Annotated in this window: 12 protein-coding genes; 5 read left to right on the top strand and 7 right to left on the bottom strand. The window is 62.8% G+C overall.

Features of this window, described 5'->3' with window-relative positions; all coding sequences use genetic code 11:
• Positions 1–6 precede the first annotated feature (6 nt).
• A complete protein-coding gene (locus EK373_RS28880) occupies positions 7–1,278 on the bottom strand; it encodes an aminotransferase class I/II-fold pyridoxal phosphate-dependent enzyme (protein WP_129648403.1) in 1,272 nt (423 codons plus the stop codon).
• A gap of 140 nt (positions 1,279–1,418) precedes the next feature.
• Complete coding sequence (locus EK373_RS28875) at positions 1,419–2,273, bottom strand: maleate cis-trans isomerase family protein (protein WP_198683726.1); 855 nt, start codon at positions 2,271–2,273, stop codon at positions 1,419–1,421.
• 131 nt (positions 2,274–2,404) lie between these two features.
• On the opposite strand from EK373_RS28875, the gene EK373_RS28870 reads away from it, so the two are divergent.
• Positions 2,405–3,154 (top strand): electron transfer flavoprotein subunit beta/FixA family protein, encoded by a 750-nt coding sequence (locus EK373_RS28870; protein WP_232831358.1) that lies wholly within the window; start codon positions 2,405–2,407, stop codon positions 3,152–3,154.
• Positions 3,154–4,095, top strand: coding sequence for an electron transfer flavoprotein subunit alpha/FixB family protein (locus tag EK373_RS28865; protein WP_129648401.1), 942 nt, complete (start codon positions 3,154–3,156; stop codon positions 4,093–4,095). Before EK373_RS28870 ends, EK373_RS28865 begins: the two co-directional genes overlap by 1 nt.
• Positions 4,096–4,179: 84 nt before the next feature.
• Here EK373_RS28865 and EK373_RS28860 read toward each other — a convergent pair whose 3' ends face one another.
• From EK373_RS28860 to EK373_RS28840, 5 genes are all read right to left on the bottom strand, one after another.
• Positions 4,180–4,659, bottom strand: a complete 480-nt coding sequence (locus EK373_RS28860) for a peroxiredoxin (RefSeq protein ID WP_129648399.1) — start codon at positions 4,657–4,659, stop codon at positions 4,180–4,182.
• A gap of 160 nt (positions 4,660–4,819) precedes the next feature.
• On the bottom strand, positions 4,820–5,452 hold the full coding sequence (locus EK373_RS28855) for a GntR family transcriptional regulator (protein WP_198683724.1): 633 nt from the start codon (positions 5,450–5,452) through the stop codon (positions 4,820–4,822).
• A gap of 215 nt (positions 5,453–5,667) precedes the next feature.
• On the bottom strand, positions 5,668–6,585 hold the full coding sequence (locus tag EK373_RS28850) for a hydroxymethylglutaryl-CoA lyase (RefSeq protein ID WP_129648395.1): 918 nt from the start codon (positions 6,583–6,585) through the stop codon (positions 5,668–5,670).
• 73 nt (positions 6,586–6,658) lie between these two features.
• A complete protein-coding gene (gene ilvD, locus EK373_RS28845; RefSeq protein ID WP_129648393.1) occupies positions 6,659–8,374 on the bottom strand; it encodes a dihydroxy-acid dehydratase in 1,716 nt (571 codons plus the stop codon).
• Positions 8,375–8,464: 90 nt separating this feature from the next.
• A complete protein-coding gene (locus EK373_RS28840; RefSeq protein ID WP_129648391.1) occupies positions 8,465–9,850 on the bottom strand; it encodes a class II 3-deoxy-7-phosphoheptulonate synthase in 1,386 nt (461 codons plus the stop codon).
• A 262-nt stretch (positions 9,851–10,112) separates the two neighbouring features.
• On the opposite strand from EK373_RS28840, the gene EK373_RS28835 reads away from it, so the two are divergent.
• The 3 genes from EK373_RS28835 to EK373_RS28825 all read left to right on the top strand — a co-directional run bounded on the left by EK373_RS28835 (position 10,113) and on the right by EK373_RS28825 (position 13,841).
• Positions 10,113–11,270, top strand: a complete 1,158-nt coding sequence (locus tag EK373_RS28835; RefSeq protein WP_129648389.1) for a saccharopine dehydrogenase family protein — start codon at positions 10,113–10,115, stop codon at positions 11,268–11,270.
• Position 11,271: 1 nt separating this feature from the next.
• Positions 11,272–12,792 carry an L-piperidine-6-carboxylate dehydrogenase gene (amaB, locus tag EK373_RS28830; protein WP_129648387.1) on the top strand — a complete coding sequence of 507 codons (1,521 nt, stop codon included), beginning with the start codon at positions 11,272–11,274 and terminating at the stop codon, positions 12,790–12,792.
• A gap of 74 nt (positions 12,793–12,866) precedes the next feature.
• Positions 12,867–13,841 carry a ketopantoate reductase family protein gene (locus EK373_RS28825; RefSeq protein ID WP_129648385.1) on the top strand — a complete coding sequence of 325 codons (975 nt, stop codon included), beginning with the start codon at positions 12,867–12,869 and terminating at the stop codon, positions 13,839–13,841.
• Positions 13,842–13,848 lie beyond the last annotated feature (7 nt).

Below are 13,848 nucleotides of genomic sequence, written 5' to 3'. Positions count from 1 at the left end.
CTTAACTCATGACTGGTTGCGGACGACCTTCAAATCCGGCGCCGCGCGTGACACAGGCTCGGCCCCATCGCCGTAGCTGTCCAACAGCTCCTCGATGCGGCGGAACACGTCGGCCAGCACTTCGGCCCGGGGCAGAAGCGTGATGCGGAAGTGCGTCTTGTAAGGCGTGTTGAAGCTCGTGCCCGGCGCGAGCAGCACATGCTTGTGCTCGAGCAGATCCATGGCGAAGCGCTGATCGTCGAAGCCCGGCAGTACGCCGTCCTTGACGCCGATGAACGCGTAGATCGCACCGCGCGGTGCGTGCACCTGCAGATACTTGCTGTTCGCGACGCCATTGAGAATGGCCTGCCGCGATTCATACAAACGGCCGCCCGGACGCGTCAGCTCCAGAATACTCTGGTAGCCGCCGAGCGCGGTCTGCACGGCCCACTGCCCCGGCACGTTGCTGCACAAACGCAGCGACGACAGCTTGTCGAGCGCGCTCAGATACTCGCGGGCCGACTCGACATCGCCGGAGAACGACACCCAGCCGACGCGATAGCCGCAGGCACGATAGACCTTCGACAGTCCCGACATAGTGGCGCACAACGTGTTCTGCACCAGCGTCGCCATCGGCACGAACTTCGCATCGTCATAAACGATCTGGTCATAGATCTCGTCCGAGAACACGACCAGGTGATGCCGCTCGGCGATGCGCGCGATCGCTTCGAGCGTGGCGCGCGAATACACGGCGCCGGTCGGATTGTTTGGATTGATCACGACAATGGCGCGTGTCCGGCTGGTGATCAACGCCTCGATCTCTTTCGGATCAGGCTCGAAGCCGTTGGCGGCGTGACACGGATAGTGCACGGCGCGGCCGCGATTCAAATTCACCGCCGCCGTCCACAGCGGATAGTTGGGCATCGGCACGAGGACTTCATCATCGGTCGACAGCAAGGCGCGCAGCACCAGGTCGATGAGCTCGCTCACGCCATTGCCCATAAACACTTCATCGGCGCTCACACCGCGCACGCCGCGGCTCTGCTGCTGCATGACCACCGCCTCGCGGGCCGGGAAGATGCCCTTCTGGTGGCTGTAGGCTTCGCTCGCCTTCAAGTTCTCGATCATCGCCAGCCGCATGGTCTCGGGCGTGCGAAATCCGAACACCCCGGGATTGCCGATGTTCAGCGGAATGATGTCGTAGCCCCGCCGCTCCATTTCATGGGCGCGCCGCGCCAGGTCGCCGCGAATTTCATACTTCACGTTGGCGAGGCCGGCACTGGGGCGGATGGAACGCATAGGAAAGTCGCTGGTGACCAGGGGTTGGAGACTGGCCCGGAAGATAACAGAATCCTGCTCGACGAAGTGCGTACAGGTTCAAAGGCCGTGCGCCATTACAGCCTCCGACCAGCCCCCGGTCTCCCGCCGCTAACCCCAGCTCAATGCTCGGTCAGCAGCGAGCCGAAGCCCTCGATCTTGTCCTCGATGCCCGTGCTCCGTAGCGCGTGCCAGTAGGTGCAGGTGTTCACCGCCAGCACCGGCTTGCCGAGCCAGCGCTCGGCTTCGGCGGCGATCGAGGCGAACGCCAGGTTCGTGCCCACCTGGAGAATCAGCTCGACGCTGCTGTCGTCCACCTCGCGTACCGCCCGGCGCAGGCGCTCGGGCGCCTCGTGGGCCATCAATAGCGGGCTGTTGCTCTTCAAGCCCAGCAAATTCACCACCTCGAAGCCGCTGTCCGTGAATAAACGCCGCACCTGGGCGTCGCCCGAGGGCATGTACGGGGTGATGACGCTGATGCGTCGAATCCCGCCGTAGCGCTGAATCGCGGCCAGGCAGGCCTGCACTCCGAGGATCACCTTCACGCCGGCGCGGGCCTCCAGATGGGCCTGGACCGCGTTGGCGTCCATCACGCCTTCCCAGAAGGTCTCGGCGTTCATGCCGCAGACGACGGCGGATGGCGAACAAGCCATGACTGCGTCCAGCGCCGCTTCGATGTTGCTGCGGACCTGTCCCATCATGGCGACGAACTCGCTCTCGGTGCCGACCGGCGAGTCGGGAATGACCACCCGGGCCATCTGGTTGGTCACGCCGCGCGGGCGCATGGCGTCGAATTCCGGCTGCACGATGGTGTTGGTCGCGGGGGCGATCACACCGTATTTCAGGCGGGGAGCAAGTGCATCTGGCATGACGGTGCGACAGTGGTTCTGGTTGAGGCCGGCGAGTTTAGCCGGTTGTCGACCGCTGCCACCGGTGACCGGATTCCACTTCCCGAAATACACCGTCAGTTTCGGCATTTTTCCCCTGCGGAACATGGCAGTACGCGACACGTTGTCGATTGACTCGCGCGCTACGTTCCAGTAGCGTGCCCGGCCGCTGCGGCGGCCTGCAGCCCTCGTTTTTCTGCGGTATTTATCGGAGCCGAAAGTTGAGCAAGATTCTGGTGGGCCTCAAGCGCGTGGTGGACTACAACGTCCGCGTCCGCGTCAAACCCGACGGCACGGGTGTCGTGACCGACGGCGTCAAAATGAGCATCAATCCCTTCGATGAGATCGCGCTGGAAGAGGCGCTGCGCATCAAGGAGAAAGGGGGCGCGACGGAAGTCATCGTCGTCAGCATCGGCCCCGCCGACACCCAGCAGCAGCTGCGCACCGGTCTCGCCATGGGCGCCGACCGCGCCATCCTCGTGCAGGCCGACTCGGTCGTAGAACCCCTCGCCGCCGCCAAGGTGTTCTTGAAGCTCATCGAGAAAGAGAGCCCGCAGATCGTGTTGCTCGGCAAGCAAGGCATCGACGACGACAACAACCAGACCGGCCAGATGCTGGCCGCGCTGTGGGATCGTCCGCAGGCCACGTTCGCCTCGAAGGTCGAGCTGGAGGGCGGCAAGGCCAAGGTCACGCGTGAAGTGGACGCGGGTCTGGAAACGATCGAAGTCGACCTGCCGGCGGTGCTCACCACCGACCTGCGCCTGAACGAGCCGCGCTACGTGAAGCTGCCGGACATCATGAAGGCGAAGAAGAAGCCGCTCGAGACCGTTGCGATCGCCTCGCTCGGCGTCGACACGGCGCCGCAGTTCAAGACGACCAAGTACGAGCCGCCCGCGGCGCGTTCCAAGGGCGTGATGGTGAAAGATGTGGGCGAGCTGGTTGCCGCCCTCAAGCAGAAGGGGCTCGTCTGATGGCCAAGATTCTCATCGTCGCCGAACATGCCGGCGGCAAGCTCAATCCCTCCACCGCCAAGTGCGTCTCCTGCGCCAGCACGATCTCCGGTGCTGAAATTCACGTTGCCGTGTTCGCGACTGACGGCGCCGCTGTCGCCGCCGAGGCCGCGAAGATCCAGGGTGTGAAGACGGTGCTGACCGTCAACAACGCGGCGAATGCCGAGCCGCTCGCTGCTGTGCTCGCGCCGCAGGTGGCCGCGGTTGCTGCCAATTACACGCACGTGTTCGGCCCCTCGACCACGTTCGGCAAAGACTTGATGCCGCGAGTGGCGGCGCTGCTCGGCGTCGGCCAGCTGAGCGACATCATGGCCGCCGAAGGTGCTTATAAGTTCCGTCGGCCGGTGTACGCGGGCAACGCGATCATCACCGTCGAAGCGCCGCAGGATAAGAAGCTGGTCGCGACCGTTCGTACCGCATCGTTCCAGGCGGCTGCGCAAGGCGGCAGCGCGGGTGTGGAAGCTGCAAATGTTTCTGCGTCACTGCCCTCTCACACTCGTTTCGTCTCGCGTTCCGCGGCTGCCACGGGTCGTCCGGACCTGCAGACCGCGCCGCGCGTCGTGTCGGGCGGTCGTGCGCTTGGCAGCTCGGATAACTTCAAGATCATCTTCAGCCTCGCCGACAAGCTCGGCGCCGCGGTGGGTGCATCGCGCGCGGCGGTCGATGCCGGCTATGCGGCGAACGATCTGCAGGTCGGCCAGACCGGTAAGATCATTGCGCCGGAGCTGTACGTCGCCGTGGGCATCTCGGGCGCGATTCAGCACCTGACCGGCATCAAGGACGCACGCACCATCGTTGCCATCAACAAGGACGCTGAAGCGCCGATCTTCGAAGTGGCGGACATCGGCCTGGTCGGTGATTTGTTCACGCTCGTGCCGGAGTTGGAGAAGGCGCTGGGCTAAGTCCACTCCGCCATAGAGCCGATTAAAAAGGCCGCCGCGTCATGAGATGCGGCGGCCTTTGTTTTGAGGAACGTAGAGCAGCGGTTACAGCTGCGTGAGCACGTGATCCGCGCTCGACACCTTGAACTCGCCCTTCTGCTCGACATTCACCTGCTTCACCACCCCGTTATCCACCACCAGCGCGAAGCGCTGACCACGGATGCCCATGCCGAAGCCCGTGGCGTCCATGTCCAGGCCCAGCGCCTTGGTGTACTCGGCGTTGCCGTCCGCCAGCATTTCCACCTTGCCGTCGGTGTTCTGGGATTTGCCCCAGGCCTTCATCACGAACGCGTCGTTCACGGCCATGCAGGCGATGGCATCGACGCCCTTGCCCTTGATGTCACCAGCCTTCTCCACGAACCCCGGCAGGTGCTTGGCATCGCAGGTAGGCGTGAACGCACCCGGCACCGAGAACAGCACGACTTTGCGGCCCTTGAAGAAGTCTTCGGCGCTGATCTTCTGCGGTCCATCCTTGGTGATCTGCGTGAATGTGCCCGCGGGCATTTTGTCGCCGACTTTGATCATGACCATCCCCTCGTTGCTGACGTGAAACTGGAATGGACCATTGTATGCGTCGAGCGCTGCCCTGGGTACAGGGAAGTACCCCGCCGCTTCAGCGGCGGACGAGCGGCAAAAGTCACGCCTTTTGCCGACTCGTCATGAGGGTCGTGGCAGGATGCCCGAATCAGACAACTAGCGTTCCGCGTGCGCCGAGAATATGCGAGCGCATCAGTGCCGAGCTCCAGTCACCATCGCGCGCCTCCAGCGCCCGGACGATTTCCAGATGATGCGAGGCACTGCGGATCAGGTCTTCGTCCTGATACGTCGTAAATGATTTCAGCATGTACGGCACTTCGATCAGCGAGGCCAGCGCCGTCACCAGGCGCGGGCTGCCCGCGAACTCGTGAATGCGACGATGGAAGTGGCTGTTGAGTGCACCGACGCGCTCGAGATAACCCTCAGGCTTCGCCAGCGTCTCGTGATACTGATCTTCGGCGAGCTGACGCAATTCGGCGATCCCCTCGCCGGTGATGCGCCGGGCGGCGCGTGCGGCTCCATACGATTCGAGCATGGCGCGCAATTCATACACGTCGTCGCGATCTTCGTGGGTCCATTCCGTCACGATCGCGCCCTGGTGCGGGACGAATTCCAACAATCCTTCTGCGTGGAGTTTTCGCAACGCCTCGCGCACGGGCGTGCGACTCACGCCGGCGACTGCCGCGACTTCCTGTTCGGTGATTCGGGAGGATGCTGGATACACGCCGCGCACGATGCGTTCACGTACAGTGTGATACGCCTTGTCCACTGCCTTGGCCATGGTGCTCCTTCGGACATTCGGTGATGGAGGCCCGCAATCTGCCAGTGCATATTGATTGGGTATGAACGGGCCTCGTATGAGACGAGTGTATACGCGCCCCACCATGCCAAACAGCAATATACGCACCCCATTCACTAACTTAAGTTAGGGGCGCGAACCCTGCCGAAGTGAGCCCGGGACTACGCGGGCTGGAAATCAGAGAGGAAAGCGAGCTATCAGGCTGATGCCCTTACAGTTCCAAGCGGGAAGCCGCCGGCCTTGGAGACCATGCTCGGGACCGGTTTGCCACGCTGCTCGCCGAGCCAGCGAGCGGTCTCGATCAACTTGGTGAGATCGATGCCCGTGTCGTATCCAGCACGGCTCAACATGTACACCAAATCTTCGGTGCCGACGTTTCCAGTCGCGTTCGGCGCGAACGGACAACCACCGACGCCGCCGACGCTCGCATCGAGCGTGCTGACACCGGCGAGCACAGCGGCGTACGCATTCGCGACTGCTGTATTCCGTGTGTTGTGAAAGTGACAGCGAATCGCGACATCGCCGACCACGCCGCGCACCTGTTCGACGAGCGCTGTAACTTGACTCGGAACCGCAACACCGATGGTGTCGGCGAGCGCGATCTCGAGCGGACGGGACTGCGCGAGACGACGACAAATCTCTACCACACGCGACGCCGGCACTTCACCTTCAAAGGGACAGCCGAACGCCGTCGACACTGTCACTTGCATCCGCACGCCCGCCTCGCGCGCCAGCGGTGCAATCTCTTCGATCGTGTGAATGAGCTCCTCGGTGGTCGCGCCCTGATTGCGCTCGCTGAAGCTGTTGGTCGCAGCCGTGACCAGACCGACTTCGGTGCAGCCGGCTGCGAGCGCACGATCGAAGCCCTTGCGATTCAGCACCAGGCCGACGTACTGCACGCCCGGCACTTTCGGCAAGCCGGCGAGCACCGCTTCGGCATCGGCCATCTGCGGCACACGCTTGGGATTCACGAAGCTGGCCACTTCCAGACGCTTAAGTCCCGAGGCGACCAAGCGATTGATCAGCTCCAGCTTGGTTGCCGTCGGCAGAACTTCGGGCTCACTCTGCAATCCATCGCGCGGCCCAACTTCAACAATCTCGATCGCTCGCGCCATTGCTAACTCTCAACATCTCGTCAATTTGAGATACAGCCTCGCCGCCGCCGGCGGGGCAAAACATACGATCCGGTCAGTGGCTCTCGCACGCATCGCCGTCAGTGATCGCGCCCAACGAGGCGCTGCTGACTTCGCGAGCATACTTTGCGAGCACGCCGCGGGATGCGTACGGTTTTGGCGCCTGCCAATCCGCACGACGCTTCGACATTTCAGCGTCGCTCACCGCGACCTGAATTTCGCGAGCCACCGCATCGATCGTGATCTGATCACCATCGCGAATCAAACCGATCGGCCCACCGACCGCCGCTTCCGGCGCGATGTGACCGACGACGAAACCACGGCTGCCGCCGGAGAAACGACCGTCGGTGATCAAAGCGACCTTGTCCGCCAGGCCCGCGCCCGCGATCGCACTGGTCGGGCTCAACATCTCACGCATGCCCGGTCCACCTTTGGGGCCTTCGTAGCGAATCACAACCACGTCGCCCGCCTCGACCTTGCCATCGAGAATGGCCTGCACCGACGCTTCTTCGCCGTCGAACACCCGAGCGCGGCCGGTGAACGACAAGCCTTCCTTGCCCGTGATCTTCGCGACCGAGCCTTCCGGGGCGAGGTTGCCATAGAGTACGACCAGGTGACTCTCAGGCTTGATGGGATTGTTGAAGGCGTAAACGATGTCCTGATTCTTCGGATACGGTTTCACGCTCTTCAGATTCTGCGCCAGCGTCTTGCCGGTGACGGTCAAGCAATCCCCGTGCAGCAGCCCTTCCTTCAGCAGGATCTTCATCAGCGGCTGAATGCCGCCGATGCGCACCAGCTCCGACATCATGTATTTGCCGCTCGGGCGGAGGTCCGCGAGCACCGGCACTTTCTTGCCGATGCGAGTGAAATCGTCGAGCTCGAGCTTCACGTTCGCCGCGTGCGCGATCGCCAGCAGATGGAGCACGGCGTTGGTCGAGCCGCCGAGCGCGATGACCGTGGTGATCGCATTCTCGAACGCTTCGCGCGTCATGATCTGCGAGGGCGTGATGCCGAGCTTCGCAAGCTTCACGACGGCCTTGCCGGCGTTCTTGCAGTCTTCGATCTTCTGTTTCGACACCGCATCCTGCGCCGAGCTGTTCGGCAAGCTCATGCCCATGGCTTCGATCGCCGACGCCATGGTGTTCGCGGTGTACATGCCGGCGCAGCTGCCCGGCCCCGGGATCGCCTTGCGCTCGATCTCATCCATTTGTTTCTGAGTGATCTTGCCGCTGGTGAGGGCGCCGCGCGCTTCGAACACCGAGATCACATCGAGATGGCCCGCACCCGGCCGAATCGTGCCGCCATAAACAAACACCGCCGGACGATCCAGCCGCGCAAGCGCCATCATGCAGCCCGGCATGTTCTTGTCGCAGCCGCCGATCGCGACCACGCCATCGAAGCCCTGCGCACCGGATACCGTTTCGATCGAGTCCGCGATCACTTCGCGTGACACGAGCGAATAGCGCATGCCGGGCGAGCCGTTGGAAATGCCGTCAGACACGGTAATCGTGCCAAATGTCGTGCTCTTGCCACCCGCCGAATCGACCGCGGCCGCGGCGGCCTTCGCGAGCTTGTCGATGTGCATATTGCACGGCGTGAGATTGCTCCAGGTGGAGGCAATGCCGATCGCCGGCTTCTTGAAGTCCGCATCCTTGTAGCCGACTGCCCGCAACATGGCGCGGCTGGGGGCCTGCTTCAGGCCATCGACGACTTCACTGGAGTAGCGGCGGAAATTGACGGCGGGCTTGGGAGCTTGCTTTTTCGTGGCCATAGGAACGACGCGAAAGGAAGATCGAGGCGACGGCCACTATTGTAGTGGCCGTCGCCGAGTGCGAGGCAAGTTATTAACCAGTTCTTATATTCAAATATTGATCACGGCGCTCTTCTGCGCGCCTTTTTTCGAGTGCAAACCAGCGATACGCATAGCCAGCTCCAGCGCCTGTTCATGATTCAGACGCGGATCGACCTGCGATTTATAGGCGCGCGCGAGGTCTGCATCCGTCAGACCCCGAGCGCCGCCCGTGCATTCGGTGACATCCTCACCTGTGAGCTCGAAATGCACACCCCCGAGCCAAGAACCCAGTTCGCGGTGGATTCGGAATGCCGACTCCAGCTCGCTGACGATGTTTTCGAAGCGCCGTGTCTTCAGGCCCGAGGTGGCCGTCTCGGTGTTGCCGTGCATGGGATCGCAGATCCACAGCACGGGGCTGCCGGTCGCACGCACCGCCTGAATCAGCGGCGGCAGACGCTTCTCGATGTCTTTCGCGCCCATGCGATGGATCAGCACGATCCGGCCGGGCTCGTTGTTTGGATTGAGGGCGGCAAGCAGGCCCTGCACCCATTCCGCGCTCATCGAGGGGCCCACTTTGATGCCCATCGGATTGGAGATGCCGCGGAAGAATTCGACGTGTGCGCCATCGAGCGCCGCGGTACGCATGCCGATCCAGGGCATGTGCGTGCCGAGGTTGTACCAGCGCTGCGAACGCGGGATGAAACGCGTCTGCGACTGTTCGAGCAGCAGGTGCAGCGCTTCGTGACTTGTATAAAAGCGCGTCGTGGTGCTCTCGTGAATCGGCTGGCCCGAGGCGGCTTCGAAGAAATCGAGCGATTCGGAAATCGAGTGCACGACCTTTTCGTACGAGTCCTTCAAAGGCGAATGCCGCACGAAATCCAGATCCCAGTATTCGGGGTGGTGCAGGTCGGCGAAGCCGCCATCGATCAGCGAGCGAACGAAGTTCAGCGTCAGCGCCGAGCGCTCGTAGCCTCGCAGCAGCAGCGACGGATCGGGCGTGCGGTCCTCGGCGGTGAAACCCGGACGATTCACGTTCGCGCCACGGTAGCTCGGCAGCGTCACGCCATCGCGGGTCTCGGTGTCCGCCGAGCGGGGCTTTGCATACTGTCCAGCCATGCGGCCGACGCGGATCACCGGCTTCTTCAAGCCATAGACCAGCACCAGGCTCATCTGCAGCAGGATCTTCAGCTTCTTGGCGATCTTGTCGGACTCGCAGTCCTCGAAGGTCTCGGCGCAGTCGCCGCCCTGGAGCAGGAAGCGCTCACCGCGCTGTGCGGAGGCAATCTGTTCCTTCAGCGCTTCAATTTCCCAGGAAACCACCAGCGGCGGCAGCCGGGAGAGCTGGGCGACGACGCTGTCGAGCGCGGCTTGATCGGGATAGGTGGCCTGCTGCTGTGCCTGTCTGGACTGCCAGCTCGAGGGATGCCAATGAATCAGGTCGGGAGTACGCGTCATAGCGGGGCGGGAGCCTAGCACCCGATCCGTGCGAAGCAAACGGACCGAAGGCGAAAATTGCATACAGTTCGAGCAAAAAGTGCCGGGTCTCGCCCCCGAACGAGGCGCCTGCCCGCCATGGCGTTTACAGTTCCGGCCTTCCGGAATTAAATGACGACCCTCGGCCGGTCCTGCGTATGCGAAGCGCCCCGGCATTCGGGCATCCTGCCCAGCACCGCACCCGCCGGGCTCTGCGACCCGGCCCGCAGGCAAAGGAGCACGCATGGCGAAGGTTCTGATTCTTGGCGCCGGCAAGATCGGCGCGCTGATTTCCGGGCTGCTGGCGGAGTCCGGATCGTACGAGGTGCACCTTGGCGATGTGAGCGCCGACGCCGCCAACGCCGTCGTGAGTGCGCATCGTCTGGCCAACCTGCACGCGCACCATGTTGATGCAGCCAATGCCGATGCCCTGCGTGCTCAGCTGCAGAAGCATCCGGTCGATGCGGTCATTTCCAGCCTGCCCTACTACTGCAACGTCGGCGTCGCCGAAGCGGCGCGCAAGGCAGGCACCCATTACTTCGATCTCACCGAAGACGTCGAAGTCACTCGCGGGGTTCGCAAGATCGCCGAGGGCTCATCGCAAGCGTTCGTTCCTCAATGCGGCCTCGCGCCCGGCTTCATCTCGATCGCCGCAAATGAGCTCATCGGTCACTTCGACGAGTTGCGCGCGGTGAAGCTGCGCGTGGGCGCCCTGCCCCAGCATCCCCACAACGTCTTGAAGTATTCGCTGACCTGGTCGACCGAAGGCTTGATCAACGAGTACGGCAATCCGTGCGAAGCCATCGTCGACAGCCGGCGGCTCGAAGTTGCGCCGCTCGAGGGCCTGGAGGAGATCGAGATCGACGGCACGCTCTACGAAGCATTCAATACCTCGGGCGGCTTGGGCTCGCTCGCCGAGACCTACGGCTCGCGCGTGCAGAACATGGATTACAAGACCATGCGCTATCCGGGCCACTGCGATCAGATGCGACTGCTGATGAACGATCTGAAGCTCAATCACGATCGCGACACGCTCAAGCGCATTCTGGAAAACGCCGTGCCGCAGACCTTGCAGGACGTAGTTGTCATCTACGTCGCGGTCACCGGTAAACAAGACGGTGAGCTGCGCGAAGAGAACTACGTCAACAAGGTGTACCCGCAAGTGATCGCGGGACGGCTGTGGTCGGCGATTCAAGTCACGACCGCCTCGGGCATCTGCGCCGTCGTCGATCTCGTGATCAATAGCGGCGGCAAGCACCACGGCTTCGTGCGCCAGGAAGACTTTCGTCTGCAGGACGTGCTGACGAATCGCTTCGGCAAGCACTACGCCGCGGTTGGCGGCAAAGAAGTGTCCGGTCACATCGTCGTGAGCGGACAGACCGGACATCAACGCAGGCACTGATATGCGCGAAATATTCTCGTCCCTGGATTTGAGTGAAACGAACTCCGGCGCCTGGTCGGGCGACGGCGGCTGGTCGAACGACACCTCAGGCCCGCTGATCGCTTCGGTGAACCCGACGACAGGCGATCTATTGGGCCGGGTGCGCGGCGCGACCGTGGCGGACTACGAGCGCATTCTCGTTTCCTCGCGCCGTGTGTTCGATCAATGGAAGGTCGTGCCGGCGCCGAAGCGTGGCGAAGCCATTCGTCTGGTGTCGGAGGAGCTGCGCAAGCACAAGAGCGCGCTCGGCAGTCTCGTGACGCTCGAGGTCGGCAAGATCAAAGCCGAGGGCGATGGCGAAGTACAGGAGATGATCGACATCGGCGACTTCGCGGTCGGGCAGTCGCGCATGCTGTATGGCCAGACCATGCACTCGGAACGGCCGTTCCATCGCATGTATGAGCAGTGGCATCCGCTTGGCATCGTCGGAATCATCAGCGCCTTCAACTTTCCGGTCGCGGTGTGGTCGTGGAATGCGTTTCTCGCGGCGATCTGTGGCGATGTGAGTATCTGGAAGCCCTCGCCCAAGGCGCCGCTGTGCGCCATCGCCGTGCAGAAGCTGGTGAATCGCGTGCTCGAACGGCACGGTTTTCCCGCCATCTTTCAGCTCCTGATCGCAGGCAACGAGCTGGCGGAGAAGCTGGTCGAGGATCGTCGCGTGGATCTCGTGTCGTTCACCGGCTCGACGGCGGTCGGTCGCAAAGTCGGCGAGCGCGTCGCCGCCCGGCTCGGCAAAAGCCTGCTCGAGCTCGGCGGCAACAACGGCATCATCGTCGATGAGTTCGCGAACCTCGATCTCGCCGTGCCTTCGATTGTATTCGGCGCCGTCGGCACAGCAGGCCAGCGCTGCACCAGCACGCGTCGTGTGTTCGTGCACGAGTCGCGCTCGAAGGAGCTGGAGCAGCGACTGCTCCGAGCCTACTCGCAAGTGCGCATTGGCGATCCGTTGAAGGCCGAGACGTTGATGGGCCCGCTCATCGACGACGCCTCGGTGCAGCGCTATCTGCAGGCCATCGAGAAAGCACAGCGTGCAGGCGGCACGGTGCTGTGTGGTGGCAAGGCCAAGCCGCCAGGCAACTTCGTCGAGCCCACCATCATTCGGGCACGCGCGGATTGGGAGATCGTGCAGACCGAGACGTTCGCGCCCATCCTGTATCTCATCGAGTATCAGGCGCTCGACGACGCCATCGCCATGCATAACTCCTCGCATCACGGCCTGTCGTCGGCGATCTTCACCGACAACGTGCGTCACGCCGAAAAATTCCTGTCGGCGTTGGGCAGCGACTGCGGCATCGCCAACGTGAATATCGGCACGTCGGGCGCGGAGATTGGTGGCGCGTTTGGCGGCGAGAAGGATACCGGCGGCGGACGCGAGTCCGGCTCCGACAGCTGGAAGGCGTACATGCGACGCCAGACGAACACCATCAACTGGAGCCGCGAGCTGCCACTTGCGCAAGGCATCGATTTCAAAGTGATGGGCTGATCCCAATCTCATCAGCAAGGCGCGGGCAGGCTTGATAGCCTGCCCGCCTCCGTGGTGTCGATGGGAGACTTCAAGTGGCACGTAGTGAGTTCGCGATCGTGGGCGCCGGCGCGCTCGGTTCCATCCTGGCCGCTCATCTGCTTCGCAACGGCCGCTCGGTCGCCCTGCTCGCCCGCGGACAGCGCGCTCAGCAACTGCGAGAGCAAGGGCTTCGGATCAAGGGGCTCAGCGAGATCTCCATGCCGGTTGAAGTTGTCACGGATCCGGCTCAAGTGCGCGAAACCGGCACGCTCATCATTGCTACCAAGACGCCGGGATCCGAGCAGACGATGGCGTCGCTGCGACACGTGCAGGTCGATCGTGCGGTGTCGATTCAGAACGGCGTCATGAAAGATGAGCTGCTGTCGCAGACCTACGGACGCGAGCGTACGCTCGGCGCGCTCGCCGACACGAGCGGCGAATTGCTCGCCTCCGGCGAGGTGCTGTTCACACGCAATGTGAATTTATTCATTGGGGAACTGGATGGCGCGATGAGCGATACGGCTCGTGGCATCGTGAAGACCATCGACGATGCCGGCGTGCGCGCCACACTTGTTCCAGACATCGTCTCTCGTGAGTGGAGCAAATTCGTCGGCTGGGTGGGCTTCGTGAGCTTGTCGCTCACGACGCGGGTCGCCACCTGGAAATTCTTGTCCGATCCCGATGCAGCGCTGCTGATCGCGCGACTGACGCGCGAGCTCGGTTCGCTCGCCCGTGCGCTCGGCATCGCGTTGACTGAAGATCGAGCCATCTTGCCGCTGGGCTTGGTGATGAATGGCACCGAGGCTCAAGCGGTCGCAGCGGTGCAGAGAGTCGGCGCCGATTATCAGACGAAGGCGCCGGAGCATCGCATGTCGTCACTGCAGGATCTACTCGCAGCGCGTCCGCTCGAAATCCATGAAACACTCGGCTATGCGCTGCGTAAAGGGCAGGAGCTGAATCTTCCGATGCCCCTGCTTGGCAGCTTGTATTCGTTGGTCAGCGCCATTGACCGCACGCGAGATCGGTAGCTACCCA

The organism is Peristeroidobacter agariperforans, from assembly GCF_004138335.1.
Taxonomy (GTDB): domain Bacteria; phylum Pseudomonadota; class Gammaproteobacteria; order Steroidobacterales; family Steroidobacteraceae; genus Steroidobacter; species Steroidobacter agariperforans.
This window is presented reverse-complemented; position numbering and strand designations above follow the sequence as displayed.

Coding starts and splice junctions, on each gene's coding strand:
- EK373_RS28880 (WP_129648403.1), bottom strand. CDS start 1,278: ATGCGTTCCATCCGCCCCAGTGCCGGCCTCGCCAACGTGAAGTATGAA.
- EK373_RS28875 (WP_198683726.1), bottom strand. CDS start 2,273: ATGCCGAAACTGACGGTGTATTTCGGGAAGTGGAATCCGGTCACCGGT.
- EK373_RS28865 (WP_129648401.1), top strand. CDS start 3,154: ATGGCCAAGATTCTCATCGTCGCCGAACATGCCGGCGGCAAGCTCAAT.
- EK373_RS28860 (WP_129648399.1), bottom strand. CDS start 4,659: ATGATCAAAGTCGGCGACAAAATGCCCGCGGGCACATTCACGCAGATC.
- EK373_RS28855 (WP_198683724.1), bottom strand. CDS start 5,452: ATGGCCAAGGCAGTGGACAAGGCGTATCACACTGTACGTGAACGCATC.
- EK373_RS28850 (WP_129648395.1), bottom strand. CDS start 6,585: ATGGCGCGAGCGATCGAGATTGTTGAAGTTGGGCCGCGCGATGGATTG.
- ilvD (WP_129648393.1), bottom strand. CDS start 8,374: ATGGCCACGAAAAAGCAAGCTCCCAAGCCCGCCGTCAATTTCCGCCGC.
- EK373_RS28840 (WP_129648391.1), bottom strand. CDS start 9,850: ATGACGCGTACTCCCGACCTGATTCATTGGCATCCCTCGAGCTGGCAG.
- EK373_RS28835 (WP_129648389.1), top strand. CDS start 10,113: ATGGCGAAGGTTCTGATTCTTGGCGCCGGCAAGATCGGCGCGCTGATT.
- amaB (WP_129648387.1), top strand. CDS start 11,272: ATGCGCGAAATATTCTCGTCCCTGGATTTGAGTGAAACGAACTCCGGC.